Origin of the sequence: Phytopseudomonas punonensis (assembly GCF_900142655.1) — a bacterium.
Lineage (GTDB): Bacteria > Pseudomonadota > Gammaproteobacteria > Pseudomonadales > Pseudomonadaceae > Aquipseudomonas > Aquipseudomonas punonensis.
This window is the reverse complement of the sequence record NZ_FRBQ01000003.1, coordinates 531,495-556,889: the sequence shown is the minus strand read 5'-3', so window position 1 is coordinate 556,889 and position 25,395 is coordinate 531,495. Positions and strand designations below refer to the sequence as shown.

The 25,395-nt window shown below is 62.8% G+C and carries 26 protein-coding genes; 14 read left to right on the top strand and 12 right to left on the bottom strand.

Features of this window, described 5'->3' with window-relative positions:
• Window positions 1-49 precede the first annotated feature (49 nt).
• Genes BUC40_RS12585 through BUC40_RS12565 form a run of 5 tightly spaced genes read left to right on the top strand, consistent with a single transcriptional unit; the run spans window position 50 to window position 4,121 of the window.
• Window positions 50-856, top strand: a complete 807-nt coding sequence (locus BUC40_RS12585) for an alkaline phosphatase family protein (RefSeq protein ID WP_073266107.1) — start codon at window positions 50-52, stop codon at window positions 854-856.
• Entirely contained in the window at window positions 853-1,701 is an 849-nt protein-coding gene (locus tag BUC40_RS12580) for an ABC transporter permease (RefSeq protein WP_073266105.1), read from the top strand. The genes BUC40_RS12585 and BUC40_RS12580 overlap by 4 nt, the downstream gene beginning before the upstream one ends.
• Window positions 1,688-2,485, top strand: coding sequence for an ABC transporter permease (locus BUC40_RS12575; protein ID WP_013790849.1), 798 nt, complete (start codon window positions 1,688-1,690; stop codon window positions 2,483-2,485). The genes BUC40_RS12580 and BUC40_RS12575 overlap by 14 nt, the downstream gene beginning before the upstream one ends.
• Entirely contained in the window at window positions 2,482-3,468 is a 987-nt protein-coding gene (locus BUC40_RS12570) for an ABC transporter ATP-binding protein (protein ID WP_073266103.1), read from the top strand. Before BUC40_RS12575 ends, BUC40_RS12570 begins: the two co-directional genes overlap by 4 nt.
• Window positions 3,468-4,121 (top strand): HAD family hydrolase, encoded by a 654-nt coding sequence (locus BUC40_RS12565; RefSeq protein ID WP_073266101.1) that lies wholly within the window; start codon window positions 3,468-3,470, stop codon window positions 4,119-4,121. The genes BUC40_RS12570 and BUC40_RS12565 overlap by 1 nt, the downstream gene beginning before the upstream one ends.
• 382 nt (window positions 4,122-4,503) lie before the next feature.
• Here the strand turns inward: BUC40_RS12565 and BUC40_RS12560 are convergent, their stop codons facing one another.
• Both BUC40_RS12560 and BUC40_RS12555 read right to left on the bottom strand, forming a co-directional pair.
• Window positions 4,504-5,178, bottom strand: coding sequence for a glutathione S-transferase family protein (locus BUC40_RS12560; RefSeq protein WP_073266099.1), 675 nt, complete (start codon window positions 5,176-5,178; stop codon window positions 4,504-4,506).
• Between the two features lie 81 nt (window positions 5,179-5,259).
• Complete coding sequence (locus tag BUC40_RS12555) at window positions 5,260-6,006, bottom strand: SDR family oxidoreductase (protein ID WP_073266097.1); 747 nt, start codon at window positions 6,004-6,006, stop codon at window positions 5,260-5,262.
• 136 nt (window positions 6,007-6,142) lie between these two features.
• Between BUC40_RS12555 and BUC40_RS12550 the strand changes: the two genes are divergently transcribed.
• Window positions 6,143-7,039 (top strand): LysR family transcriptional regulator, encoded by an 897-nt coding sequence (locus tag BUC40_RS12550; protein ID WP_073266095.1) that lies wholly within the window; start codon window positions 6,143-6,145, stop codon window positions 7,037-7,039.
• Window positions 7,040-7,247: 208 nt separating this feature from the next.
• Here the strand turns inward: BUC40_RS12550 and rbsD are convergent, their stop codons facing one another.
• From rbsD to BUC40_RS12520, 6 genes are read right to left on the bottom strand one after another with little or no spacing between them, the layout of a single operon-like run.
• Window positions 7,248-7,652: a D-ribose pyranase gene (rbsD, locus tag BUC40_RS12545; protein WP_073266093.1), complete on the bottom strand. Its 405-nt coding sequence runs from the start codon at window positions 7,650-7,652 to the stop codon at window positions 7,248-7,250.
• Window positions 7,649-8,557 (bottom strand): ribokinase, encoded by a 909-nt coding sequence (rbsK, locus tag BUC40_RS12540; protein WP_073266092.1) that lies wholly within the window; start codon window positions 8,555-8,557, stop codon window positions 7,649-7,651. Before rbsK ends, rbsD begins: the two co-directional genes overlap by 4 nt.
• Window positions 8,558-8,606: 49 nt before the next feature.
• A complete protein-coding gene (locus BUC40_RS12535; RefSeq protein ID WP_073266090.1) occupies window positions 8,607-9,605 on the bottom strand; it encodes a LacI family DNA-binding transcriptional regulator in 999 nt (332 codons plus the stop codon).
• Window positions 9,606-9,611: 6 nt separating this feature from the next.
• Window positions 9,612-10,592, bottom strand: a complete 981-nt coding sequence (locus tag BUC40_RS12530) for an ABC transporter permease (protein WP_073266088.1) — start codon at window positions 10,590-10,592, stop codon at window positions 9,612-9,614.
• Window positions 10,589-12,157 carry a sugar ABC transporter ATP-binding protein gene (locus BUC40_RS12525; RefSeq protein ID WP_425272927.1) on the bottom strand — a complete coding sequence of 523 codons (1,569 nt, stop codon included), beginning with the start codon at window positions 12,155-12,157 and terminating at the stop codon, window positions 10,589-10,591. Before BUC40_RS12525 ends, BUC40_RS12530 begins: the two co-directional genes overlap by 4 nt.
• Window positions 12,154-13,110 carry a sugar ABC transporter substrate-binding protein gene (locus BUC40_RS12520; protein WP_073266086.1) on the bottom strand — a complete coding sequence of 319 codons (957 nt, stop codon included), beginning with the start codon at window positions 13,108-13,110 and terminating at the stop codon, window positions 12,154-12,156. The genes BUC40_RS12525 and BUC40_RS12520 overlap by 4 nt, the downstream gene beginning before the upstream one ends.
• 291 nt (window positions 13,111-13,401) lie before the next feature.
• Here BUC40_RS12520 and BUC40_RS12515 point away from each other — a divergent pair, with 291 nt between their 5' ends.
• Entirely contained in the window at window positions 13,402-13,710 is a 309-nt protein-coding gene (locus tag BUC40_RS12515; RefSeq protein ID WP_083593499.1) for a DUF2845 domain-containing protein, read from the top strand.
• A 101-nt stretch (window positions 13,711-13,811) separates the two neighbouring features.
• Here the strand turns inward: BUC40_RS12515 and BUC40_RS12510 are convergent, their stop codons facing one another.
• The 3 genes from BUC40_RS12510 to BUC40_RS12500 form a co-directional block, all read right to left on the bottom strand.
• A complete protein-coding gene (locus tag BUC40_RS12510; protein ID WP_073266084.1) occupies window positions 13,812-14,213 on the bottom strand; it encodes a hypothetical protein in 402 nt (133 codons plus the stop codon).
• Complete coding sequence (gene pdxY / locus BUC40_RS12505) at window positions 14,210-15,088, bottom strand: pyridoxal kinase PdxY (protein WP_073266082.1); 879 nt, start codon at window positions 15,086-15,088, stop codon at window positions 14,210-14,212. The genes BUC40_RS12510 and pdxY overlap by 4 nt, the downstream gene beginning before the upstream one ends.
• Before the next feature lie 129 nt (window positions 15,089-15,217).
• Window positions 15,218-15,616, bottom strand: a complete 399-nt coding sequence (locus BUC40_RS12500) for a nuclear transport factor 2 family protein (protein WP_073266080.1) — start codon at window positions 15,614-15,616, stop codon at window positions 15,218-15,220.
• 187 nt (window positions 15,617-15,803) lie between these two features.
• On the opposite strand from BUC40_RS12500, the gene BUC40_RS12495 reads away from it, so the two are divergent.
• The 7 genes from BUC40_RS12495 to BUC40_RS12465 all read left to right on the top strand — a co-directional run bounded on the left by BUC40_RS12495 (window position 15,804) and on the right by BUC40_RS12465 (window position 24,408).
• The gene (locus BUC40_RS12495; RefSeq protein ID WP_073266078.1) at window positions 15,804-16,988 is read left to right on the top strand and encodes an ABC transporter substrate-binding protein; all 1,185 of its coding nucleotides are present in this window, start codon (window positions 15,804-15,806) and stop codon (window positions 16,986-16,988) included.
• Between the two features lie 46 nt (window positions 16,989-17,034).
• A complete protein-coding gene (locus tag BUC40_RS12490) occupies window positions 17,035-17,904 on the top strand; it encodes a branched-chain amino acid ABC transporter permease (RefSeq protein ID WP_073266076.1) in 870 nt (289 codons plus the stop codon).
• A complete protein-coding gene (locus BUC40_RS12485; RefSeq protein ID WP_073266074.1) occupies window positions 17,901-20,396 on the top strand; it encodes a branched-chain amino acid ABC transporter ATP-binding protein/permease in 2,496 nt (831 codons plus the stop codon). The genes BUC40_RS12490 and BUC40_RS12485 overlap by 4 nt, the downstream gene beginning before the upstream one ends.
• On the top strand, window positions 20,393-21,610 hold the full coding sequence (locus tag BUC40_RS12480) for an amidohydrolase family protein (protein ID WP_073266072.1): 1,218 nt from the start codon (window positions 20,393-20,395) through the stop codon (window positions 21,608-21,610). Before BUC40_RS12485 ends, BUC40_RS12480 begins: the two co-directional genes overlap by 4 nt.
• Before the next feature lie 181 nt (window positions 21,611-21,791).
• A complete protein-coding gene (locus BUC40_RS12475) occupies window positions 21,792-22,814 on the top strand; it encodes an ABC transporter substrate-binding protein (protein WP_073266070.1) in 1,023 nt (340 codons plus the stop codon).
• A gap of 11 nt (window positions 22,815-22,825) precedes the next feature.
• Window positions 22,826-23,590, top strand: coding sequence for an ABC transporter permease (locus tag BUC40_RS12470; protein WP_073266068.1), 765 nt, complete (start codon window positions 22,826-22,828; stop codon window positions 23,588-23,590).
• On the top strand, window positions 23,587-24,408 hold the full coding sequence (locus BUC40_RS12465) for an ABC transporter ATP-binding protein (RefSeq protein ID WP_208605770.1): 822 nt from the start codon (window positions 23,587-23,589) through the stop codon (window positions 24,406-24,408). Before BUC40_RS12470 ends, BUC40_RS12465 begins: the two co-directional genes overlap by 4 nt.
• 70 nt (window positions 24,409-24,478) lie before the next feature.
• On the opposite strand, the gene BUC40_RS12460 is transcribed toward BUC40_RS12465, so the two are convergent.
• A complete protein-coding gene (locus tag BUC40_RS12460) occupies window positions 24,479-25,174 on the bottom strand; it encodes a GntR family transcriptional regulator (RefSeq protein WP_073266066.1) in 696 nt (231 codons plus the stop codon).
• Window positions 25,175-25,395: the final 221 nt, after the last annotated feature.

The following is a 25,395-nucleotide window of genomic DNA, read 5'->3' as shown; positions in this document are numbered from 1 at the left end:
GGATGAAGCGACGTCCACCCTACGCAACCCACTGAACCCAGGATTGCCCATGTCGTACAAGGTCATCCTCGTCATTCTCGACGGCCTCAATTACGAGGTCGCTCGGCATGCACTCGGCCACCTGCAGGCCTATCGCGCCGCTGGCCGTGCTGCCCTTTACAAACTCGAGTGCGAGCTGCCGTCACTGTCGCGCCCACTCTACGAATGCATTCTCACCGGCGTGACGCCCATCGACAGCGGCGTAGTGCACAACAACGTGGTGCGCCTGAGCAGCGAGCGCAGCGTGTTCCACTACGCCCGCGCCGCCGGGCTGAGCACTGCAGCCGCGGCCTACCACTGGATGAGCGAGCTATATAACCGTGCGCCCTTCGTGGCCGCCCGCGACCGGCATACCCGCGATGCCGAATTGCCGATCCAGCACGGGCATTTCTACTACGTCGACCACTACCCCGACTCGCACCTGTTCGACGATGCCGAGAGCCTGCGCCTGAATCACACCCCGGATTTTCTCCTGGTGCACCCGATGAATATCGACGACGCCGGCCACAAGCACGGCCTGAACAGCAGCCAGTACCGCAACGCCGCGCGTGTCGCCGACATTCAGCTGGCCAATTACCTGCAAGGCTGGCTCGACGCCGGTTATCAGGTGCTGGTAACCGCCGACCATGGCATGAACGACGACCGCTCCCACAACGGCCTGCTGCCCGAAGAACGCGACGTGCCGCTGTTCGTGCTCGGTGATGCCTTCAGCCTCAGCGAGGCCGCCGCGCCGAAGCAGCTGGAGCTATGCGGCACGATCTGCGAGCTGCTCGGCGTGGCCCATGACAAACCCTCGTGCCGGGAGCTGCTGCGATGACCGCCACCCACAAACCCCGCGGCAAATGGCTGGCAGCGCTGTGCCTGCTGCCCTTCGCGCTGTTCTTTTTCGCCTTTCAGGTCGCGCCGCTGATCTGGGTGGCGATCAACAGCCTCAACACCCCGGACGGCTGGGGGCTGGGCAATTTCGAGAAGGCCTTCGCCTCCAAGTTCTACATGCAGGCGGTCAAGCACAGCCTGCAGATCGCCTTCTGGTCGAGCGTTTTCGGCATGCTCATCGCCATCGTCGGCAGCTACTCGCTGCGCCAGGTGGACTCGAAACTGCGCGACTTCGTGATCGCCTTTTCCAACATGACCAGCAACTTCGCCGGCGTGCCCCTGGCCTTCGCCTTCATCATCCTGCTCGGTTTCAACGGCGCGCTGACCCTGCTGCTGATCCAGGCGGGGCTGATCGACAGCTTCAACCTGTATTCCAAGAACGGCCTGATCGTGCTCTACACCTACTTCCAGATTCCCCTCGGTGTGCTGCTGCTCTACCCCGCCTTCGACGCCCTGCGCCAGGACTGGCGCGAGTCCGCCGCGCTGCTCGGCGCCGGCACCTGGGCCTTCTGGCGGCATATCGGCCTGCCGGTGCTGACCCCGGCGCTGCTCGGCACCTTCGTGATCCTGCTGGCCAATGCCCTGGGCGCCTACGCCACGGTGTATTACCTGACCACCGGCAACTTCAACGTGCTGCCGATCCGCATCGCCGCGATGATTTCCGGGGACATTTCCCTCGACCCCAACATGGCCAGCGCCCTGGCGATGATCCTGGTCGGCCTGATGGCGGCGATCACCCTCGTCCATCAGTTGCTGCTGAGGAGGAGCTACCATGTCCCGCGCTGATGTTCCCGCCGCAAGTCTCTACCACCGCGTGGTGGTCTGGCTGCTGTTCCTGATCCTGCTGCTGCCCCTGGCCGGCACCCTGCTCTACTCCCTGGCCACCAGCTGGTCGGCGACCATCCTGCCGGATGGCCTGACCTTCAAGTGGTACCTGGAGCTGTGGGGCGAGCCGCGCTTTCTCAAGGCCTTCGGCCAGTCGCTGCTGGTCTGCTTCGGCGCCCTGGCGTTGTCGGTGGTGCTGATCCTGCCGCTGCTGTTCGTGGTGCATTACCACTTCCCGAAACTCGACGCGGTAATGAACGTGCTGATCCTGCTGCCGTTCGCCGTGCCGCCGGTGGTATCCGCCGTGGGCCTGCTGCAACTCTACGGCTCCGGGCCCCTGGCGATGGTCGGCACGCCGTGGATCCTGATCGGCTGCTACTTCACCATCGCCCTGCCTTTCATGTACCGGGCCATCACCAACAACCTGCAGGCGATCAACCTGCGCGACCTGATGGACGCCGCCCACCTGCTCGGCGCCAGCACCTGGAAAGCGGCCTTTCTGGTGGTGCTGCCCAACCTGCGCAAGGGCCTGATGGTGTCGCTGTTCCTGTCGTTCAGCTTCCTGTTCGGCGAATTCGTGTTCGCCAACCTGCTGGTCGGCACGCGCTACGAGACGCTGCAGGTGTATCTGAACAACATGAAGAACAGCAGCGGCCACTTCAACAGCGCCCTGGTGATCTCCTACTTCTTTTTCGTCCTGGTGTTCACCTGGGCGGCCAATCGACTGAACAGGGACAAGGCATGAGCTTCCTGAGCATCCAGAACCTGCACAAGAGCTACGGCGGCACCGCGATTTTCAGCGACATCAACGCCGAGATCGAGAGAGGCGAATTCGTCACCCTGCTCGGCCCTTCGGGCTGCGGCAAATCCACCCTGCTGCGCTGCATCGCCGGCCTCACCGAGGTCAACGGCGGCAAGATCCTGCTCGGCGGCGAAGACCTGGTGCCACTGTCGCCGCAAAAGCGCGGCATCGGCATGGTGTTCCAGAGCTACGCGCTGTTCCCCAACATGACCGCCGCGCAGAACGTCGCCTTCGGCCTGCGCATGCAGAAGGTCGGCAAGGAAGAGTCCGCCGCCCGCGTCCAGGAAGCCCTGGCGATGGTCGAGCTGGGCGACTTCGCCGGCCGCTACCCCCATCAGCTGTCCGGCGGCCAGTGCCAGCGCGTCGCCCTGGCCCGCTCGCTGGTCACCCGCCCACGGCTGCTGCTGCTCGACGAGCCGCTGTCGGCCCTCGATGCGCGTATTCGCAAGCACCTGCGCGAGCAGATCCGCAGCATCCAGCAGGAGCTTGGCCTGACGACGATCTTCGTTACCCACGATCAGGAAGAGGCGCTGGTGATGAGCGACCGCATCTTCCTGATGAACGCCGGGCGCATCGTCCAGAGCGGCGACGCGGAAACCCTCTACACCGCGCCAGCCGATGCCTTTGCCGCGGGTTTTATCGGCAACTACAACCTGCTCGACGCCGCCACCGCCAGCCGTCTGCTCGGCCGCCCTTTGAGCAGCCAGGTGGCGATTCGCCCGGAAGCCATCGTGCTCGGCCAGGGCCCGATCAGCGCCACCATTCGCAGTCACGCCCTGCTCGGTAATATCATCCGCTACCGGGTGGACGCCGGCGGCGTGGAACTGCTGGTCGATGTGCTCAACCGCAGCGCCGACGACCTGTACGCCAACGGCCACCCCATCTCACTGGATATCGCGGCGCATGCCGTAAAAGAGGTAGCTTGATGGCTTTGGCAATTTTCGATCTCGACGAAACCCTGATCAACGGCGACTGCGCCAGCCTGTGGAGCGAGTACATGGCCACCCTGGGCTGGGTCGACGGCGAGAGCTTTATCGCCAAGGATCACCAACTGATGGCGGCGTACGCAGAAGGCAAACTGGCCATGGAGGACTACATGGCCTTCAGCCTGTCGCCACTGGTAGGCCGCACGCCGGAGGAAGTCGCCTTCGTGGTCGAGCCGTTCGTGGAGGACGTGATCGAGCCGATCTTCTTCAGCGACGCCACCCGCTGCCTGGCCACCCACCGCGAGGCCGGCGACCGCATCCTGATCATCTCCGCCTCGGCGCACTTCCTGGTCAGCGCCATCGCCGAGCGCCTCAAGGTCGACGAAGTGCTGGCCATCGACCTGCACGAGGAATACGGCCACTACAGTGGCAAAACCGAGGGTGTATTGACCTACCGCGAAGGCAAGGTCACGCGCCTGCACGCCTGGCTGGAAGAACACGGCGAGACGCTGGAAGGCGCCTACTTCTACTCCGACTCACGCAACGACCTGCCGCTTCTGCAACGGGTCGACAAACCCCACGCGGTCAATCCCGACCCGGTGCTGCGCGAACATGCCGAGCGCGAGGGCTGGCCGATCCTGAGCTGGAGTTGAGGCAGAGGCCGATAGCAGCAATGTGGCGGTAGCGGCCGTTCACGATCATGGGAGGGGCTTTAGCCCCGAGCTCTTACGCCTATCCAGGCAAAGATCGAGGCAGCGGATCGCCGCCCGGCCTCTCCCACAAAAGCGCCGTTCACCGTTCGCTTTCGGCCAGAAGCGGCCCTTTGCAGTAGTCAAAAATTGGCGACGATTTCACAGTCGCATGAGTACCATCTTGAGGCTTAAAGGTTTCTGGAAAACTAAGGGATTCACCTCGACCATTTAAGCAACCGCTACGAGACTCCATTGACGGCTCTGAGCTTAAGAGAGCAGGAATGGGGGCAGGGCTTTTCGATAACACCGCAGCAAAGGCCTGAGCCAAACCGAAATGCCCGACTTAGCTAACCAGGATGGCCTTGGCTTGCTGCAGATGTGCGTGGAACCGGGACGCATAATCTTCGGCAACTGCAGCTTGAACACTCGCGCGGTTTGCCAGTGCATGGCGCCACTCTGCAATGCGGCCAAGCCCTTCGAACAACGGATGACTTGGTTCGAACCCCAGAAGGTCGAAATAGCGGAAAACTGGAGCGACGGCGATATCCACCATGCTGAGCTTCGCACCAGCGAAGTAAGGGCCGTCCGGCTTTTCAAGGTTGAATCGCTCTAGTTTGCCTCTCAACGCCGCAGATTTACCGAGCGCTGCCTGCTGATCAGCAGCATTAAGATATCCCCACGCATCCGCGAGCATGGCAGTGGCGAATTCGATCCAGGCACGGTGCTGAGCTCGGGTGATGGCATCTTCCGGGTGCAAAGCAGGGTTCGGATACACCTCTTCGATGTACTCGCAGATGGCCACGCTCTCGAAGAGCACATTGGCTTTCTCGTCGCCTTTTTGCACCTTCAGGAGTGGGACTTTGCCTGTTGGTGAGATGGCCATAAAGCAGTCGGGCCTGACTTTTAAATCCACGTCGATGCGCTGAAATGGAACCTCTTTTTCAAGGAGCATGATTGCCACTCGCTGAACAAACGGGCAAAGCCCGTGGCTAACGAGCGTGAGCTGTGCTTGCGACATTTGAATACCCAATGTTATTTCGACAGATCCCACTTCCGGGCAGGAAGCGGGATGTACAGACGCGAAGGCGTGCCCAGCTCGTTAAAGCGAGCGACCACCATCAACGATAATTTCCGTTCCCACTGTCCAACGAGACTCGTCCGACGCGAGGTACAGCACCGCCTTAGCTACTTCTTCAGGCGTGCCAAAACGGCCAAATGGGATGGTCGCAGCAATATCCTTGTTGACCTGCTCGCGGTAGGCATCGGGGATACCCAGCTTGTCGTAAAGCGGCGTATCGATCGGCCCTGGGCTGACCGCATTTACTCGAACACCACGCGGAAGGAGCTCGCTCGAAAGCGTCTTGGACATGTTCAGAAAGGCAGCCTTCGTTGCCGCATAAACGGATGAACGCGCCTCGCCCAGGTGCGCACTGACCGAGGTATTGAGAACCACGGATGCCGGGTTGGCGAAGACCGGCAGCAGTGCTTGCAGAAGGAAGTAAGGCCCTTTGACGTTGATGTCGAAGGAGCGGTCAAACATCTTCTCGTTCCAGTCTTCGATTGGCATCCAGACGGATACGCCGGCGTTGAGGAAGGCAACGTCGAGTTGCCCGTAATGAGACTGAACAGCCTGGGCCAGCTCCTTCTGGGCTGCGACACTGGCGGAGTCGGCTCTTAGCACTAGAACCTCACTGCCTAAGACAGCTTGGGCATTCGCAATGGACTCAGGGTTGACGCCAGTGACGATCACCCGTGCGCCCTCTGCGAGGAATTGCTTGGCGGTCTCCAGACCAATGCCACTTGTGCCGCCGGTGATGAGCGTACGCTTGCCTTGTAAACGGGACATGTAAATTTCCTCTCATATGTGACGGCCAGTCGGACGACTGACCTTCTGAGAGCAATCATGGATTTATGCCATCGCGCTGATAAGATGGCCGTAGAGCATACATCTCATGCGAAATCCGCATGAAAGAGGAGGTGTGATGGATCGGTTGTTACTGATGAGCTGTTTTGTACGCGCGGTCGAGACAGGCAGCTTTTCAGCTGCGGGACGTGATCTCGGACTCGGGCAGCCGAACGTGAGCCGTTACGTCGCCGCACTCGAAGATCATCTGCAAACCAGGTTGCTTCACCGGTCGACACGAAAGCTGACGCTCACACCTGAAGGTGAGCGCTACTACGCAGATGCGCGGCGTATCTTGGACTCGGTGGAACAATCCGAATCCTCACTAAAAGGCAACGTGGCGCCGTCTGGGTTACTGCGCGTTGCATGCCCGACTGCATTGGCGCACACCTTTATCGTGCCCCATGTGGCTAGGTTTCTTGAGCTCTATCCAGAAGTGTCGCTCGATCTCCAGATCAACGATCGCTACGTCAACCTGGTCGACGAGGGAGCCGAGCTCGCGATTCGCATTGGCCATCTGGAAGACAGCGCAATGCGCGCACGGCCGTTAGCGTGGTTCGAGCGCGTGTGCGTGGCCAGCCGCGAGTATCTGGCGAAATGTGGCTCTCCTTCTTCGCCTGACGACCTGAAGGAACACGACTGCCTTATTTACACCCTGTTATCTACCGGGACTAACTGGCGGTTCAAGGACATTGATGTCCCGGTCTCCGGGCGACTGCGGGTTAATTCTCCCGAGGCGATACGTGAGTATGTCAACGCAGGGCTGGGGATCGCACAGGGGCCTCAGTGGCTTTATGAGGAAGGGCTGAAAAGTGGCAACCTTGAATTGCTGCTTAAAGACTACGTAGCACCACAGGTGCCGATCCACGTTGTATATCTAGCGAATCGGCTGCTGCCCAAGCGAGCCATTGTATTCATGGACTTCATGGCAGATGTGTTTGCAAAAAGCTCTGCATTCCGTGACAGCCCAAAGTAGCCTAATTCCCATGAGTAGCGTGCGAACGGATAATCTGAATTGCCCCTGATTTCGTAGACACCACAATGCATTTTCTCGAAGGACTCATATTGGCTGTTAAAGCTGATGCAGGCGACAGGCTGCTTCTGGCCGGTAGCTGCCCGTGCCAGCGGCTGCAATTGCCTTGAAGCTGCCACGTGGCGCGTTCAAGAAGATCCTGAAGAGCTTATTAGAAAGTCACCCCAGCAATCAGCGCAATATTGCTGTAAGGCCGGCATTCTCCGGTACGGATCTGAACGCGAGCCTTGGCACAGGCGGCTTTGAGCTCGTCGTGGCTGACCAGTTGGCGCTCGCCCAGCTCGCCTTCTGCGCTCAGCTTTTCGATGGCCTCGAGCGCCAACGGCGCTACCTCCAGAGTTTCTCGCGCCAGCAGATGGCCCTGCACCTGCATCTCGCTTAGGACCACCTTGAGCGTGGTGACGAAGTCCGGTACGCCGGCGGTCAGCGCCAGGTCGACGCAGGGTGTACCTGCGGGTACCGGCATGCCGGCGTCGCCAATGACGATGATGTCGCCATGGCCCAGGCGAGCGATGGCGGCTGACAGTTCGGCGTTGAGCAGTGGCGTCTTCTTCATGCGGGCAACTCGTGGCGATGAGGGATGGAGGGTTGTGCGCCAGGCCGGGTAACGGCCAGGGCGGCAGCTCTCTGGCCGAGGCGGATGGCGCTTTCCAGCGGCATGCCTTCGGCCAGACCGGCAGCGAACCCACCGACAAAGGTGTCACCGGCAGCGGTGGTATCCACCGCCACCACAGGCTCGACCGGCAGGTGCAGATGGCGCTCGCCATCGGCGTAGAAAACGCCCTGGCTGCCGAGGGTGATCAGCACGCGGCGGGCGCCATTGGCGAGCAGCTTTTGCGCGGCCTGCAGCGCGCTTTCAGGCGAGTCGACAGCGATGCCGGTCAACAGCGCGGCTTCGCTCTCGTTGGGAATCAGGTAGTCGATCAGGCTGTACCAGTTTTCCGGCAGCGGCCCAACGGCGGGCGCCGGGTTGAGGATCACCGTGCGGCCCAGCTCATGAGCACGTAGCAAGGTGGCTTCGACAGTGGCCATCGGCACTTCCAGCTGCGCAATGACGATATCCGCCGCTTCCAGCAACCCATCGTGATCGGCCAGGCGCTCGGCAGTCATTTCGTCGTTGCTGCCCGCCGCGATGACGATGGCGTTCTGGCCAGCGTCGTCGACCAGAATGGTCGCGATGCCGGTGGCCACACCGGGCACCGTCGCCACGCCGCTGCAGTCGATGCCTTCGGCGAGCAGGCCGGCGCGCAGCTCGGCGCCATTGGAGTCGTCACCCACGCAACCGGCCATCGCCACCTTGGCGCCGAGGCGCGCTGCGGCCACCGCCTGGTTGGCGCCCTTGCCGCCGGCGGCAGTGGCAAAACCGTGCCCGGCCAGCGTTTCGCCGGCAACCGGGAAACGCGGCATGCGCACGATCAGGTCCATGTTCAAGCTGCCCACCACAACTACTTTCGCGTGCATTACTGGTGTTCCTCTCAATCCGCCAAAGCGCGCACGCGCTCAGGCCGGTTCAAACAAGGGGCGCCGCGCTGGATTCGCGCAGCACGAGTGTGGGTTCGATGAGTCGTTGCTCGGCGCTCAGGCCGGGGGTGCGGATACGCGCCAGCAACCGGGCAGCCGCGGTTTCACCGAGCTGGCCGATGGATTGGCCGACGGTGGTCAATGCCGGATGCAGATAGCGACTGACCTCGATGTCGTCGAAGCCCACCACCGACAGTTGCCGCGGCACGCTCACGTTGCGTTCGGCAGCAGCGCGCAGCACACCCAGGGCGATCATGTCGTTACCGGCGAAGATCGCCGTCGGCGCGTCATCGCCATTCAGCAGCACCTGTGCTGCCGCGTGCCCGGCCGGGCTGGTAAAGGCACAATCGGCTACCGGCAATGTCTCGACATTGGCTTCGGCCAGGGCCCTTCGGTAACCCGCCGCACGCAGTTGAACCACCTGGGTGCTGGCCGGCCCACCGATACAGGCGATGCGCCGATGGCCGAGGTCGAGCAGGTGTCGGGTGGCCAGGTAGGCGCCGCGTTCGTGGTCGACCTGCACGCGATCCGCCGTCACGCCATCGAGGGAGCGGTCGACCAGCATCAGCGGCACTTTCAGACCCGCCAGCGCCTGGGCGAACGCTGCGTCGCTGGCCACGGTGGCGACGATCAGCCCGTCGATACGCCGCTCCAGCAACACGCGCAGGTAGCGCAGTTGCTTGTCGATGTCGTCATCGGAATTGCACAGGATCACGCTGTAGCCGTTGCGCTCGGCGTGGTCCTCGATGCCGCGGGCCAGCTCGGCGAAGTACGGGTTGCTGGCGTTCGGCACCAGCAAACCGATGGTGCCGGTGGCGCGCGCCCTGAGCGAGCGGGCCACGCCGCTGGGCACGTAACCCAGCTCGGCGATGGCCGCCTCGACCTTGGCACGCACCGGGTCGCTGACCGGCCGGGTTCCGTTCACCACGTGTGACACCGTGGTGTAGGAAATACCCGCCCGCGCGGCGACGTCCTTGATGGTGGCCATGGACGATCAGCCCCGGCGCTTGGCGCGATAGCTGCGGTAGGTGTCGAGAATTACCGCGATGACGATCACCGCACCAGTGATGATGCGTTTGGTCGGTTCGCTGGCGCCGATCTGCGCGAGACCTGCGGCCAGCACCGAGATGATCAGCACGCCGAAGAAGGTGCTGATCACCGAACCGCGCCCGCCCATCAGGCTGGTGCCGCCGATCACCACCGCCGCGATCACCTGCAGCTCCAGGCCGGAGCCGGCATTCGGGTCGGCGGCTTCCAGACGGGAAATCTGGAACAGCGCTGCCAGGCCAGCGAGCAGGCCCATCAGGGCGAATACCGATATCTTGTACGGTTTCGGGTTGATGCCGGCCAGGCGCACCGCTTCCTCGTTGGTGCCGATGGCCACCAGGTAGCGGCCGAACACGGTGCGGGTCAGCAGCAGGTGCGCGGCGGCGATCACCAGCAAGGCGATCACGAACGACGGCGAGATACCCGCGGCGAACGGCGTCGACAGCCAGGCGTAGGCGTCGCCGATATAGGCGGTGCGCGAGTCAGTGAGCTGATAGGCCAGGCCGCGGGCCATCTCCAAGACGCCGAGGGATACGATGAACGAGGGAATGCCCCAGGCCACGGTGATGATGCCGGTGACGCTGCCGGCCAACGCCGCGCAGGCCATGCCCAGCAGCGCCGCGGGCACGATGCCCCAACCGAAGCCAAGGGTTGCCACGCTGACCACGGCAGCGGCCAGTGCCAGCACCGAGCCGACGGACAGGTCGATGCCGCCGATGATCAGGATCAGCGTCATACCCACCGCCAGCACCATCAGGTCGGGGATCTGGTTGGCCAGGGTGGTGAAGGTCGAGTAGGACAGGAAATGGCTGCTCAGCGATGAGAACAGCACGATCATCGCCAGCAACGCGCCAGCCAGGCCGAGGTAGGTGCCCAGGCCCTGGTGCGTGCCACTGCGCTTGGTGGGCGTGGCGGACGGAGTGGTCATTGGGAAAGCTCCTGTAACGGGGGGGCGACATCGCCGATCAGGGCTTCGCGGCTGCGGTAGCCGGCAAAAGCGGCAGCCAGCAGACGGTCCTGGCTCCAGTCGTCGCGGTCGAATGTTTCGATAAGGCGGCCAGCGGACAGCACGCCGATACGGTCACAGATCAACATCAGCTCGCGCAGGTCACTGGACACCACCACCAAGGCCTTGCCCTGGCGCGCCAGCTCGCCGAGCAGGCCGTAGATTTCGAACTTGGCGCCAACGTCGATGCCGCGGGTCGGCTCGTCGAACAGCAGTACCTGGCAGTCGCGCTCCAGCCAGCGGCCGATGACCACCTTCTGCTGGTTGCCGCCGGACAATTCTGCGACCGCCTGATGAGCGCCGTTGCAGCGAATGCGCATGGCGTCGATCTGCCGCTGTGCCAGTGCCTGTTCGGCCGCCGGACGCATCACGCCGTGTTTGGACACCGCCGGCATATTGCCCAGCGCCAGGTTGGCGGCAATCGGCTGGCCGAGCAGCAGGCCTTCGCCCTTGCGATCTTCGGTGATCAGCGCAATGCCATGGCCCACCGCTTCAGCGGGTGAGCGCACGCGCACCGGCACAGGCGGATTGCCGATGGCCACCTGGCCGCTGTCAGCGGGGTCGGCGCCGTAGATCAGCCGCAGCAATTCGGTACGGCCAGCGCCGATCAGCCCGGAAATGCCGTAGATCTCCCCGGCCCGCACACTGAACGACACGTCGTCGACCTTGCCGCGGCGGCACAGATTGCTGACCTGCAACAGCGGCGCACCGATCTGCCGTTCGCCCAGATCGATGGCATCGCCGACATCGCGGCCGACCATCAGGGTGACCAGCTCGTCGCTGCTGTAAAGGTCGATGGGCTCAACGGCGACCAGTTGACCATCGCGCAGCACGGCCACGCGCTGGGCCACTTTCGCCAGTTCTTCCAGGCGATGGGAAATATAGACGATGGCCACACCGGCATCGCGCAAGCGCTGGATCTGCTCGAACAGCAAATCGACCTCACGGGCGGTGAGCATCGCCGTTGGCTCGTCGAGCACCAGCACGCGGCAATCGCCGATCAGGTTACGGGCGATCTCGACCATCTGCTGATGGCCCACGCCCAGCGCGGCGACCGGAGTATCCGGGTCGATGGCCTCCAGGCCGACCCGGGCCATGGCCTCACGCGCCATCTCGCGCAGGCGGCCACGGGCAATCCAACCGCCACGGCTGGGCAGGTTGTCGAGAAACAGGTTCTCGGCCACGGTCAGGGTCGGCAGCAGGTTGAGCTCCTGCAACACCATGCGCACACCGAGACGCTCGGCCTCGCGGCGACTGGCCGGCGCATAGGGCTGGCCGAGAAAGCTCAGGGAGCCGGTAGTCGGTTGCTCCAGCCCACAGAAAATCTTCGAAAGGGTACTTTTACCGGCGCCGTTCTCGCCGGTCAGCGCCAGCACTTCACCGGCGCGCAGCTCCAGCTCGACCCCGCCCAGCACGGGCTGGACGTAGGTCTTGCCGATATTGCGGGCGGCGAGAACGGTCTCGCCGGCCACTACTGCATGGGTCACGGCTTGGTCACGAGTTCGACCGGAGTTTCGATCACGCCGTCTTTCGCACCGGTAGGCTCACCCTTGACCAGCTTGAGCGCCGCCTCGATGCCGAACACCGCCTGGCGAGCCGCGAACTGGTCGGCGGTGGCGAGCACGCGACCGTCCTTGAGCATCGGCTTGATGGCGTTGATGTTGTCGTAACCGACCACCTGTACCTGGTCTTTCTTGCCGGCGGCACGCACGGCAGATACCGCGCCGAGTGCCATGCTGTCGTTGCCGGCCAGCAGCGCTTTCAGATCCGGGTACTCGTTGAGCATGGCCGAGGCCACCGCGTTGCCACGGTCGATTTCCCAGTTACCCGACTGCACGCCGACGATCTTCATGCCGGCCGCTTCCATGGCGTCCTTGAAGCCCGCGGTGCGCTGCTGGGCGTTGGTGGTGGTGGACACACCCTCGATGATGCCGACTTCGTCGCCAGCCTTGAGCTTGTTCTGCGCCAGGTATTCACCGACCAGGCGCGCGCCCTTGCGGTTGTCCGGGCCCACGAACGGCACGTCCAGGCCTTTACTCTTCACCACCTCAGGGTCGAGACGGTTGTCGATATTGACGACCTTGATGCCGGCATCGCTGGCCTTCTTGATCACCGGCACCAGGGCCTTGGAATCGGCCGGGGCGATAACCAGGGCATCGACCTTGGCAACGATCATCTGCTCGACGATACGGATCTGCGCCGAGGTATCGGTCTCGTCCTTGATGCCGTTGGCGATCAATTCGAACTGCCCAGGGTTTTCTTTCTGGTAGGCCTTGGCGCCATCTTCCATGGTGCGGAAGAACTCGTTGGCCAGGGATTTCATGACCAGCGCAACACGAGGCGTATCACCTTCGGCGGCATGGGCACTGGAGAAACTGACAAGGGCAGCGGCGCCAAGGGCGATGGCGGCGCAGAGCCGGGCAGGACGGAAACCGGACATGGGCGAACTCCGTGGTTATTGTCGTTGTTATGAAAACGCAAACGTTTGCGTGCGCACAAAATTATGAAATGGACGGCTTTTTGTCAATTGCTACCAACCGACATCCGGCTACCTTCCAGTTAAATGTGCAAGCCGGCTGCTGCCCCGAAATGGCCGTCAGATAGTGAAAAAGATCTTCATGGCTGCAGGCGTGCTAGGTCTTAGGTTGCGTTTAGCAGACTCTCTACCCATCATTTTCGTTGGCAACCTCCTTAAGGCTTAACCGGTAGCTGAAAACCGCGAGAAAGCGCCATGAAGAAAAAGATGAATCAGACGACGCTGCTATGGGCCCTGCTTTTCGTCACGATGCCGGGCCTGGCAGCGATGCGCTGCGGTACCTCGCTGATCGCTCTGGGCGATACTGTTGACCGGGTGCAGACCCTCTGTGGAACACCCGCTCAAAGCCTTATAGAGCCGCCGGATAGGCGACCCGCCAATCCGAATCGAGCGCATTCGGTAGAAGTTCAAACCTGGTCTTATGCGCCCAGGAATGGCGCGGTGCGCAATCTGCGCTTCATCGACGGCAAGCTGGTTGATATCAGCATTGAGCGCCAGCATTAGCGCCTGATTACGGCGCCTAATGCCTCAAGCGCCCACAACAACCATGAGCAATAGCAAGGCACCGCAGGGCTGACGCAAACACCCCGACTGCCCCCGATGGGTCACTCGATACGGATGCGGTATTCGACGGCCCTCCGCTCCTGCCCATTGGGGAACGAGGAAAACACCACTGAATCCTCCCCCGCCTTGTCGCCGGCCAGGTAGACGAAGCGGTCCATCTTGGCGACATCGCCGTCGACCTTGTACTCACGCTTCCAGCGACCCAACTTGGGCGTGCTGTTACCCATTTTTTCCACTGGCACCCACAGGTCCATACGCGTCTTGCGGCCCTCGTCGCTGAGCTGATCGAGGATCACGCAGCGCTCGCCGGATTTGACCCGCACCGGGATGACGAAATTGCCATACGTCTGGTCGCGAACCGCAGCAGCGGTATCCACCTCGCAGGCCATGCTGTGCACGCTGATCAGCAGCAGGGCCGCTGCACACCATGCATATCCGTTCATTGGCTGACCACTTCGCTTGCTTCATAACGCTGCGCCGGCTCGACAATCTGCTCCTGAGCCCTGACCAGCGGCAGATCACGCGAGCCTTCGCTGGTTTCCTGCACCAGCGCATAAAGCGTTGCCGTCGCCAGTTCCAATGCCTGCGGCAATGCATGCCCGGACAGCAACCGGGCCAGCAACGTCGCCGAGAATACATCGCCCATACCGTTGGGCAGCGGATGCAGCGCCAGGCGCGGCGTGCTCACCAGCCAGGCACCTTCACCGTTGACCGCCAGCGTACAGAGCTGGTCAGCAGGAATATCCGGCGTGGCCAGACTGGTGATGACCACCACATCGGGTCCGCGACCACGCAACTGGCGCGCTACCCGCACGGCCTCATCGATGTTGTCGAGTTTGCTGCCGGTCAGCAGCTCGAACTCGAACTGGTTGGGGGTGATGATGTTGGCGCAGGGTATCGCCAGGTTGCGCAGAAAATCCGGGATCGCCGCGTTGACGAATACCCCCCGCCCCACATCACCCATCACCGGATCGCAGAGGTAGCGCACGCCCGGGTTATCCCGGCGAATCTCGTCCACCGCTTCGAGTATCACGCCACCAATCGCCGCATCGCCCAGGTAGCCGGAAAGCACCGCCGAGACCTTCGATAGCACGCCACGGTCACGCAAACCGGCGAGCACCTCACGGATATGCTCGGCATCGAACACCTGGCCGCGGAACTGCCCGTAGCCGGTGTGGTTGGAGAACTGCACCGTGTGTACCGGCAGCACTTCGAAACCCAGGCGCTGCAACGGAAACACGGCGGCGTCGTTGCCGACATGGCCGAGGGCAACATGGGACTGGATCGAGAGAACCAAAGGAGGTGTGGAGGCGCTCATGGAAAATGGATTCCTGTGTTGGGGCGGCGCTAGCCAATGGCAGCATTATTCGCCAATTCCCCTTGAGGATTCCACGACCGACGCGAAAGCGGTCGTGACAGGCCGGCATGTCGACCTGTCAGCGCACAGTCAGGCCTTGGCGATTTCCGGTGTCAGCAGCCACTCGGCGCTGTCGTTCCAGACGTCCATGCGGGTGATCTTTCCGTTGCGGACTTCGAAACGATCCAGATAGCGATTACCGGAAAAGCTGCTGCCGTCCGGCCACTCGCCGTACAGCGTGCCATTGGAGTAAACGACGGTATGGTCGTCGCGCTCGGTCCAGTCGAACTGGCCGAGGGCCTTTTTCACCCAGGCGTAGCGTGAGCCGTTGAAGGCGGTGATGTCCTGGGGCGTAGGCATGTGACGCCCACCGGTGAAGGTGATGCGCACGTCGTCACTCATGTAGGTAGCAGCCTTGACCGGATCCGGCGCCATGGATGCCGCCAGGAAATCGCTAACAATTTGCACGGCCTCATTCATTTCACTCATACCTGCTCTCCCAATTCGTTGATCGTGCCGAGGCACTGTTCGTGCCTGCATGTGGTGCGGCATGCACGCTATTCGTGCACGCCGGCAATGGATATTCCGGGAAAACCCCGGAACGGCCAGTTTGCGCGTTGTGGCACCAGGTTTGCTAGCAAATTATATACAAATGCTAGCAATAAGGAGAAAGCTCATGCGCAAACTGTTATCCCCACTACGCCGCCTGCTGCCCTGTGCGGTGGCTGTTGCCAGCCTCGGTATGGCACTGAACGCTCCGGCGCACGCCGAGGAGCCAATCAAGGTCGGCCTGGTTGCCGCTCTGTCCGGGCAGTCGGCGAAATCCGGCGAGGCGCTGACCCGCGGGCTGACGGTGGCTATCGACGAAATCAACGCCAAGGGCGGCATTCTCGGCCGCCCGGTACAACTGATTCGTCGCGACGATGAAAGCAACCCGGCCAAGGGCATGCTGGCCGCTCGCGAACTGGCGCAGCGGGAAAAGGTCACCGTGCTGTTCGGCGGCCTCGACACGCCGGTGTCCCTGGCCATCGTGCCACTGGCCAACCAGCTGAAAGTGCCGTTCATGGGTATCTGGGCTGCTGGTACCAAGATCACCGAGAACGGTGCGAAGGACAATTACGTATTCCGCGTGTCAGCGGTGGATGAGCTGGTCGACGAAGCACTGGTCGAGTACGGCGTGAAGAAAGGCATGAAGAAGCCAGGGATGATCCTGATCAACAATCCCTGGGGCGAATCCAATGAAATCGGTTTCAAGGCCGCCCTGGCCAAACGCGGCATGGACTACGCCGGCATCGAGCGCATCGAAGACAGCGACCTCGACGTGGTGCCGCAACTCACCCGCCTGAAGAATGCCGGCGCCGACACCCTGCTGATGGTCGGCAACGTCGGCCCCTCGGCCCAGGTGGTCAAGTCCCTTGATCGCATGGGCTGGGACGTGCCGGTGGTTTCCCACTGGGGCCCGGCAGGTGGCCGCTTCAGCGAGCTGGCCGGCCCCAACGCCAGCCGCGTGCACTTCATCCAGACCTACGTGTTCACCGACCACAACAGCGCCAGGGGCGACAGCGTGCTGGCGGCCCTCAAACAGCGCTTCCCGGAGATCAAGAGCCTGGCCGACGTGACCCCGGCGGTGGGCATCGCCAATGCCTACGACGCCATGCACCTGGCCGCCGCGGCCATCGAAAAGGCCGGCGACACCCAGGGCAGCAAGGTGCGCGATGGCTTCTATGCAATCGACAGCTACCAGGGCCTGATCAAGGACTACACCCAGCCCTTCACACCGACCAAGCACGACGCCCTTGGCCCGGACGACTACGTCTTCACCCATTTCGTCGACGGCCGCATCGTTCCGCTCGCCCCCTGAAGCCGTATACGAGGGGGCCTAACGGCCCGCTCTGAGGACTATCGTCATGATCACCGCCGCCATCATCACCGGGCTCGGACTGGGCAGCATGTATGCCCTGCTGGCCCTGGGCTTCCACATCACCTATGTGGTGTCACGTACGGTCAATTTCGCCCAGGGCAGCGCCATGATGGTCGGCGCCGTACTCGGCTACAGCTTCGCCATCACCTGGGGCTGGCCACTGTGGCTGGCAGTTCCGGCGACCCTGTCGCTGTGTGCCCTCTACGGGCTGATCATCGAACGTTTTCTGGTGCGCCCTTTCCACTCGCGCGGCTCCGAAGCCTGGCTGATGGCGACAGTGGCCGCCGGCATCCTGGTCGACAACCTGGCGCTGTTCACCTTTGGCAAGGAGCCACGGCAGTTCACCTCGGCGCTGGCCAACCAGCACCTGGAGCTGTTCGGCAACAACGTCGGCGTATTGCAACTGCTGATTCCGCTGGTAGGCGGCGGCATCGCCCTGGCGCTGTTTCTGGTGCGCCGTTACACGCGCCTGGGCAAGGTGCTGGAAGCCTGCGTACAGAATCCCAAAGCGGCGATGCTGATGGGCATCCGCGTCAATCGAGTAGTGGCCGTGGCCTTTGCCGTGTCGACCGTATTCGCCGCCATCGCCGGTCTGTTGATCGCGCCGCTGTTCAGCGTGAATGCCGAGATGGGCATGTTGTTCGGCCTCAAGGCTTTCGCCGTGGCGATTCTTGGCGGCATCGCCAGCGCTGGCGGAGTATTCGCCGCCGGCCTGCTGTTCGGGTTGGTCGAGGCGCTGGTGACCGTCTATTTCGGCTCGGCCTTCACCCAGTTGTTCACCTTCGCCCTGGTCATTCTGGCCCTGGCGCTGCGCCCCAATGGCCTGTTCGGCAGCAAGACCCTGGTGAAAGTATGACCCTGAAAAATTCCCTGTTCGCCCCTATTTCCCTGGCTCTGCTGACGCTGGCCTGCATCGCCGCCACACTGCTGCTCGATAGCTACTCGCTGCTGGTCTTCACCTTCTGCGCCCTGGCAGTGGTGGTCGGCGTGGGCCTGAACATCCTGATCGGCCTGAGCGGGCAGATCTCCTTCGGCCATATCGCCTTCTACGCCATCGGCGCCTATGTCTCGGCACTGCTGACCATGGCCGGCCTGCCCCTGGGCCTGGCGATGATCGCCGCTGCCCTGGCCTGTGGCGCCATTGGCGCGCTGCTGGCGATTCCCGCCCTGCGCGTCAGCGGCCCATACCTGGCGATGATCACCATCGCCTTCGCCCTGGTGGTGCATCACGGCCTGATCGAATGGCGCTCGCTGACCGGCGGGGCTAACGGCCTGATGGGCATCCCCATGCCAGAAATCGGTAGCCTCGACCCGAGCGTGAGCATAGCGTTGATCGCCACTGGCCTGATGATCGCCGCCCTGGCCCTGTTCCAGCGCCTGCGCCACAGCGGCTGGGGCATGGCCATGCGCGCGGTGAAATCCACCGAGATCGCCGCCCGCTCCTTGGGCTTCAACCCGGTGCAGACCAAGACCCTGGCCTTCGCCCTGTCCGCCCTACTCACCGGCCTGGCCGGTTCGCTGGTGGCGCCACTGATGATGTTCATCAACCCGGCTTCGTTCCCCTTTTCGCAGTCGATCCTGTTCGTGCTAGCAGTGATCGTCGGCGGCAGCGGCACCCTGTTCGGCCCGCTGCTCGGCGCCCTGCTGATCGTGCTGCTACCGGAAATGCTCTCGGATTTCGCCGAATACCGCCTGCTGATCTTCTCGGTGCTGTTGCTCAGTGTGCTCTGGGCAGCGCCTCGGGGCCTGCTCGGCACCCTGGCCAGCCTGTGGCTGCGGCCAGTTCACCAGTGCGCCCCGGCGGCCTTCGACCAGGCGCAACTGAGCGCGTTTTTCCAGCAGGACAGCGCCGCCCGCGACGGCCTGCTGGTCAAGGATATCGGCATTCGCTTTGGCGGCGTCCAGGCGGCGCAACACGTCAGCCTGCAGGCACCACCGGGCAGCATCACCAGCATCATCGGCCCCAATGGCGCGGGCAAGACCACGGTGCTGAACATGATCAGCGGCTTCTACGCACCCGATAGCGGCAGCATCGACCTGGGCCGCCCCCTGGCCGGCCTGCCGGCCTGGAAGATCGCCCGGGCCGGCATCGCCCGTACCTACCAGACCACCCAGCTGTTCGGCGAACTGTCGGTGCTGGAGAACCTGCTGGTGGCCATGCAGCAAGGCCGTCTCGGTCTGCCCTTGAAGTGCGCCAGCGAAACCCGGCGCCAGTTGGCGCTGCAGTTGCTGACGCTGGTCGGTTATGGAGGCTCGGTGAACACCCCGGCCGATGACCTGGCCCACGTCGACCGCCGCCTGGTGGAAATCGCCCGCGCCCTGGCCACCTGCCCGCGCGTGCTGCTGCTCGACGAGCCGGCTGCCGGGCTCAGCCGCAGCGACACCGACCGCCTGGCCGGCCTTTTCAAGACACTCGCCGGGTTCGGCATCGCGGTCATTCTGGTCGAGCACGATATGGGCCTGGTGATGGCCGTGTCCGAGCGCCTGCTGGTGCTCGACGCCGGCAAGCCAATCGCCTGGGGCGTACCGGATGAGGTGCGCAAGGACGAACGCGTCATCGCTGCCTATCTCGGCGGCACCAGCTACCAGGCCACACCGCGGGCCGAAGCCTGGGACGGTTCGCGCGATGCTCGCCTGTACATCAAGGATCTGGTCATCGACTACGGCGCCGCGCCAGTGGTCGACAAGGTCAATATCGTCGTTAATCCGGGCGAGCTGATTGCCATTCTGGGTGCCAACGGCGCCGGCAAGTCGAGCATCCTGCAATGCCTGGCCGGGCTGCACAAAGCCAGTGGCGGCAGCATCCTGCTCGATAACGAAAGCATCGAGCACGCCGATGCCAGCACCATCGCTGCCCGCGGCCTGGCCCTGGTACCGGAGGGCCGCCAGGTGTTCGGGCAGCTCAGCGTGCGCGACAACCTGCTGCTCGGCGGTTACTCACGCAAGGAGGCCTTCGATGCCGACGCGGAAATCGAAGCCATCCTGCGCCGCTTCCCACGCCTGCGTGATCGTATCGACAGCCCGGCCGGCCTGCTCTCGGGCGGCGAACAGCAGATGGTGGCGGTCGGCCGCGGGCTGATGGCCAAGCCGAAGATCCTGCTGCTCGACGAGCCTTCCCTGGGCCTGTCTCCCGCCATGATCGGCGAGCTGTACGACGCCCTGGCCGCCCTGCGCGACGAAGGCGTGACCCTGCTGCTGGTCGACCAGATGGCCAACCTCGCCCTGCAGGTAGCCGACCGCGCCTACGTGCTGGAGACCGGGCGCATCGTCAAATCCGGCAGTGCCGAAGCGTTGCGCGGCGATCCGGAACTGGAAGCGGCCTATCTCGGCGAAGGAGCGGCAGCATGAGCGCCCTGACCCTCATCAACGCCCGCCTCGGCGCCGATGCCCAGGCGCTGCAGACCCTGTACGTGGAAGACGGCCGCTTCGTCAGTGCGCCAGGTGCCGGCGCCGAGATCCTCGACCTGCAGGGCAAGCTGCTGCTGCCGGGCCTGGTGGAAACTCATATCCATCTGGACAAGGCCTGCATCATGCAGCGCTGCCAGCTCAGCGAAGGCACCCTCGCCGAGGCCATCGCCCAGACCCGTTCGGCCAAGGCCGACTTCACCGAAGCGGACGTCTACGGGCGCGGCGCCCAGGTGCTGGAAAAGGCCATCACCCAGGGCACCACGCACATGCGCACCCACGTCGAGATCGACCCGCAGATCGGCCTCACTGGCTTCAACGCCGTGCGCCGCCTGAAGGCCGATTACGCCTGGGCCATCAGCCTGGAAATCTGCGTGTTCCCCCAGGAGGGCCTGCTCAACAACCCCGGCACCGAAGCCCTGTTGTGCGAGGCGCTAGCCCAGGGCGCCGAGGTGCTTGGCGGCTGCCCCTACACCGATGCCGACCCCGGCGCGCAGATTCGCCGGCTGTTCGAGCTGGCGGTGGAGTTCGATCGCGATCTGGATTTTCATCTGGATTTCGACCTGAACCCCGAAGGCATGACCATCGGCGAGGTGATCCGCTGCACCCATCAGCACGGCTGGGCTGGCCGGGTAACCATCGGCCATGTGACCAAGCTCTCGGCACTGCCCAGGGACACCCTGCTGGCGGTTGCCGAATCGCTGGCCGAGGCCGGCGTGCAGGTCACCTGCCTGCCGAGTACCGACCTGTTCCTCACCGGCCGCGAGCACTTCCACAACCGGCCCCGTGGCCTGGCGCCCTTGCAGCATCTGCATGCCTGTGGCGTGACCTGCTCGCTATCGACCAACAACATCGGCAACCCTTTCACCCCCTACGGAGACGCCTCGCTGGTGCGCCAGGCCAACCTGTTCGCCAACGTCAGCCAACTGGCTACCGAGGCCGAACTGCTGCGTTGCCTGAGCTGGGTGTCGAGTGAGTCGGCACGCCTGTTGCGCCTGCCCGACTATGGCCTGACGCCCGGTTGCCGCGCCGACTTCATCGTCTTCGATGCACCCTCGCCGGCCGCGGTGGTAGCGGAGATAAGCCCGCCGCTGATGGGCTACAAGGCCGGCCGCAAGACCTTCGAGCGAGCGCAGCCACGCCTGATCAGGCCGTGACGACCCGGATCACCGCACGCGCCAACCTGGGGCCTGTTTATCGAGGCTGCGCCGATATCGCTCCCAGCAACTCGTCAAAAATCATGCAACCAACTGAATTTTATAAATTTATCAACCTGGAACGGCACGTGCTTGCAGCTCTGTACAAGCCACATTGCCCATCTGAAAACAGGGAAAACCGATGAAAGACCGCAAACCTGAAAACCGTTCTCTCCAGCTGGATCGTCGCCAATTGCTGAAGTGGTTAGGCGTGACGGGAAGTGCGTTGACGCTGGGCAGCCTGCTTCCTGCCGGCGCGTTCGCCGCCGATGACGAGGAAATCCGCATCGGCTATTGGCCCATCGTTGGCGGCCTGCCGTTGTATGTCGCCCTGGAGCAAGGTTTTTTCAAGGACGCTGGGCTGAACGTAAAAGGCGTCAAGTTCTCCAGCCCGCAGCAAATCGTCGAGGGCATGATCACCGGTCGCATTCACGGTTGCGCCAACGGCACCGCGACCGGCGCCCTCGGCCTTGGCGCGATCACCATGCCGGGGCTGTTCAAGATCATCTGCTCCAACCCGTCGAACCATCGCCTGGTTCTGGATGAGTTTCTGGTGCCCCTCAACAGCACCGCGCAAAGCATCAGCGATCTGCAAGGCAAGAAAATCGCCTGCGGCCCGGGCATCCAGAACGTCACAATGGCGAAGATCATTCTGGAAAAAAACGGCTTCAGCGATCCTTCCGTCATCGAACTGCCTGTCGGCCAGCACGCGCCAGCCCTGGCGGCCGGCCAGATCGACGGGGTCTATACCCTGGAGCCGACCGGCACCGTGGGCCGCATGAAGAACCTGTCGCGCACGCTGGAAACCGGCGTCATCTCCAAATACGTGCTCGGCAATGCCGACGCCCCTTGGTTCGGTGGCGCAGCGGCACTGAACAGCAGCTTTATCGAGAGCAAGCCGCAGCAAACCAAAGCCTTTATCGCCGCCTACCAGAAAGCCGTGGAGTTCATCGCCGCACAGCCGGAGCAGGCACGAGAGAACATCGTCGGCTACACCAGCATCGAATCGGATCTGGTGAACGAGGTGCCGCTGCCGGGCTTCGTCATGTACTCCGACCTGCAAGGCGACAACCTGCAATGGTTCCAGAAGTTCTATGACGTGTTCACCGAGCGCAAGATCTTCAGCAAACCGATCGACGTGGCTGCGCTGATCTATCAGGGCTGAGGAGAATCGTCATGACGTCACACTGGTCTTCGCGCCTGCTGCCGCTGATCGGCCCGCTGCTGCTGTTTCTGCTGTGGCAACTGGCCGTCAGCGCACAGTGGCTCAATCCCGTTCTGCTGCCCTCGCCGCTGGAAACGCTGGGGTTCATGTTCCAGTCGTTCAGCGAATCGTCCATGCGCACCGACATCGCCTCGACGCTGTACCGAACGCTCGCCGCGTTCGCTTTCGCGGCCGCGGTTGGGGTGCCGCTGGGCGTCATTCTGGGCAGTAGCGAAAAGGTCTACCGCAGCCTAGAATTTTTGATCGACTTCTTCCGCTCGACGCCCTCCTCGGCGCTGATCCCGCTGTTCATGCTGATATTCGGCATCAGCGATGCGATCAAGATCGCCATCGCTGCGTTCGCTGCCGTGCTGGTGATTCTGTTCAACAGCGCCTACGGCGTGATGAACGCCAAGAAAACCCGGCTGATGGCAGCCAAGGTAATGGGCATTTCCCGCTGGCACATTTTCAAGGACATCCTGCTGATGGAAAGCCTCGCGCAAACCTTCGTCGGCTTGCGTACCGGGGTGTCCATCGCCCTGGTGATTGTGATCGTCGCGGAAATGTTCATCGGCTCGGAAAACGGCCTGGGGCACCGGATCATCGATGCCCAACAGGTATTCAATATCAAAGACATGTACGCCTCGATCCTGATCACCGGCGCCTTGGGCTATCTGCTCAATCTGGCGTTCCTGCTGATCGAGAAAAAAACCGTCCACTGGAGTAGCCAGGCATGACGCACGCGCTTTCCCTCGCCGCCGCAAACGGCACCTCGTCGGTAGCCGGCGCTGCACCACACGCCGACACCCACGTCACCATTCGCGGCTTGAGCAAAGCCTTTGCCGGCCAGCCGTTGTATACCGACCTGGATCTCGACCTGCCGCGCGGCAAGATCGTCTCTACCTTCGGGCCCAACGGCTGCGGCAAATCGACACTGATGAACATGATCGCCGGGCTGATGCCGATGGATAAAGGCGAGATTCTGTTCGATGGCAAGACGCTCGCCCAGACCAAGATCGGCTACGTGTTCCAGAACTACCGAGATGCGCTCTTTCCGTGGATGAGTGCCCGCGCCAACATCGCTTACCCGCTGGTTCGTCAGGGCATGAGCAAGGCCGATGTGAAATCGCGCGTCGATGAGCTGACGCAGATGTTCGATATCCGCTTCGACCTGAATCGTTATCCGTACGAACTTTCAGGCGGCCAGCAACAGACCGTGTGCATCATGCGGGCCCTGGCGCCGCGCCCGGAAGTGATGTTCCTCGACGAGCCGTTTTCCGCGCTGGACTTCGAGATGACCTTGTTCATCCGCGACAAATTGCAGGAAGTGCAACTGGCCACCGGCGTCACCATGCTGATCGTCTCTCATGATCTGGAAGACGCGGTATTTCTGGCCGATGAGATACTGCTGCTGACCCGGCGCCCCACCCAAATTGCCGAAATCGTCAGGTTCGATCTGCCCCGGCCACGGGGTGCGGAGATCATGAGCCATCCCGAGTTCGTTCGGGTCAAGGCCCATACGCTGGAGGTGTTCAGGCGGGAGATGGCGCTTTGAGTCGCAACCCATCGCGCAACGGCAAGGAAGCTGATCGGCCGCATTCATGGCAGATCCATGAGGTGCCACGTTACAGCCCTGCCAGGGCCTGACGCAGATTGACCTCGGGCTCGGCCTGATCGTCCAGATCCAACTGGTCTTCGAGCTCGCCCAGGTGCTCGAGCATCACCGCGGCAGCCCGCCCATGATCGCCGTTCTCCAGGGCGGTGATGATTTGCTGATGCTCGTCCGATGCGCAGGACGGTACGTCGTTGCGCTGGTAGAGGGCGACGATCAGTGAGCTGCGCACCATCAGGTTGGCGAGAATTTCACTGAGCACCGAGTTGCCGCTGATCTCGCCGAGCATCAGGTGAAACTCGCTCAGCTCGCGAACGATGGCGCGGCGGTCGGTAGCGCTGGTGGCCTTGCGCTCGTTGCTCATGTGCGTGGCCACCCGCTGACGCTGCTTGTGCATGATCGCCGGCGTGATGCTTTCGACGATGGCCCGCTCGATGGCGCGCCGTGCAGCGAAGACTTCGCGCGCCTCCTTGGCGCTGGGCTGAGCGACCATCGCGCCGCGGTTCGGCTCGATGGTCACAACGCGCTGCAACGCCAGGCGCTGCAACGCCGCCTGCACATGGTTGCGATTGGCCTGCAGGGTCTCGACGATCTGCGCTTCGATCAGGCGCGTCCCTGGCGGCAAGCGATGCTGAGCGATGGCCTTGAACAGCACATCGACGATGCGCTGTACTTCAACTTGCTTGCTGGTGACGGTCTTCGCAGCCATTTTTCCCTCTGATCCCACGTTGACGCACCATGATGGCCCATCGCGAACGCTACGACTGGCGCATTATCCGCCAGCCATATGGGTCGGGTAAATACGCTCCGCTAGCGCTACCTCCCTGATCGTACAGAGAGCATAAACAGTAGCGCCAGCGGCAAAGGAAGGCACGGTAAGTATTGCGAAAAAGTCGGTATTGCTAGCCATAAATAATCGCGATACCAACG

Excerpts from the sequence above, each read along its gene's own strand:
- BUC40_RS12585 (WP_073266107.1), top strand. The coding sequence starts at position 50 with ATGTCGTACAAGGTCATCCTCGTCATTCTCGACGGCCTCAATTACGAG.
- BUC40_RS12580 (WP_073266105.1), top strand. The coding sequence starts at position 853 with ATGACCGCCACCCACAAACCCCGCGGCAAATGGCTGGCAGCGCTGTGC.
- BUC40_RS12575 (WP_013790849.1), top strand. The coding sequence starts at position 1,688 with ATGTCCCGCGCTGATGTTCCCGCCGCAAGTCTCTACCACCGCGTGGTG.
- BUC40_RS12570 (WP_073266103.1), top strand. The coding sequence starts at position 2,482 with ATGAGCTTCCTGAGCATCCAGAACCTGCACAAGAGCTACGGCGGCACC.
- BUC40_RS12565 (WP_073266101.1), top strand. The coding sequence starts at position 3,468 with ATGGCTTTGGCAATTTTCGATCTCGACGAAACCCTGATCAACGGCGAC.
- BUC40_RS12560 (WP_073266099.1), bottom strand. The coding sequence starts at position 5,178 with ATGTCGCAAGCACAGCTCACGCTCGTTAGCCACGGGCTTTGCCCGTTT.
- BUC40_RS12555 (WP_073266097.1), bottom strand. The coding sequence starts at position 6,006 with ATGTCCCGTTTACAAGGCAAGCGTACGCTCATCACCGGCGGCACAAGT.
- BUC40_RS12550 (WP_073266095.1), top strand. The coding sequence starts at position 6,143 with ATGGATCGGTTGTTACTGATGAGCTGTTTTGTACGCGCGGTCGAGACA.
- rbsD (WP_073266093.1), bottom strand. The coding sequence starts at position 7,652 with ATGAAGAAGACGCCACTGCTCAACGCCGAACTGTCAGCCGCCATCGCT.
- rbsK (WP_073266092.1), bottom strand. The coding sequence starts at position 8,557 with ATGCACGCGAAAGTAGTTGTGGTGGGCAGCTTGAACATGGACCTGATC.
- BUC40_RS12535 (WP_073266090.1), bottom strand. The coding sequence starts at position 9,605 with ATGGCCACCATCAAGGACGTCGCCGCGCGGGCGGGTATTTCCTACACC.
- BUC40_RS12530 (WP_073266088.1), bottom strand. The coding sequence starts at position 10,592 with ATGACCACTCCGTCCGCCACGCCCACCAAGCGCAGTGGCACGCACCAG.
- BUC40_RS12520 (WP_073266086.1), bottom strand. The coding sequence starts at position 13,110 with ATGTCCGGTTTCCGTCCTGCCCGGCTCTGCGCCGCCATCGCCCTTGGC.
- BUC40_RS12515 (WP_083593499.1), top strand. The coding sequence starts at position 13,402 with ATGAAGAAAAAGATGAATCAGACGACGCTGCTATGGGCCCTGCTTTTC.
- BUC40_RS12510 (WP_073266084.1), bottom strand. The coding sequence starts at position 14,213 with ATGAACGGATATGCATGGTGTGCAGCGGCCCTGCTGCTGATCAGCGTG.
- pdxY (WP_073266082.1), bottom strand. The coding sequence starts at position 15,088 with ATGAGCGCCTCCACACCTCCTTTGGTTCTCTCGATCCAGTCCCATGTT.
- BUC40_RS12500 (WP_073266080.1), bottom strand. The coding sequence starts at position 15,616 with ATGAGTGAAATGAATGAGGCCGTGCAAATTGTTAGCGATTTCCTGGCG.
- BUC40_RS12495 (WP_073266078.1), top strand. The coding sequence starts at position 15,804 with ATGCGCAAACTGTTATCCCCACTACGCCGCCTGCTGCCCTGTGCGGTG.
- BUC40_RS12490 (WP_073266076.1), top strand. The coding sequence starts at position 17,035 with ATGATCACCGCCGCCATCATCACCGGGCTCGGACTGGGCAGCATGTAT.
- BUC40_RS12485 (WP_073266074.1), top strand. The coding sequence starts at position 17,901 with ATGACCCTGAAAAATTCCCTGTTCGCCCCTATTTCCCTGGCTCTGCTG.
- BUC40_RS12480 (WP_073266072.1), top strand. The coding sequence starts at position 20,393 with ATGAGCGCCCTGACCCTCATCAACGCCCGCCTCGGCGCCGATGCCCAG.
- BUC40_RS12475 (WP_073266070.1), top strand. The coding sequence starts at position 21,792 with ATGAAAGACCGCAAACCTGAAAACCGTTCTCTCCAGCTGGATCGTCGC.
- BUC40_RS12470 (WP_073266068.1), top strand. The coding sequence starts at position 22,826 with ATGACGTCACACTGGTCTTCGCGCCTGCTGCCGCTGATCGGCCCGCTG.
- BUC40_RS12465 (WP_208605770.1), top strand. The coding sequence starts at position 23,587 with ATGACGCACGCGCTTTCCCTCGCCGCCGCAAACGGCACCTCGTCGGTA.
- BUC40_RS12460 (WP_073266066.1), bottom strand. The coding sequence starts at position 25,174 with ATGGCTGCGAAGACCGTCACCAGCAAGCAAGTTGAAGTACAGCGCATC.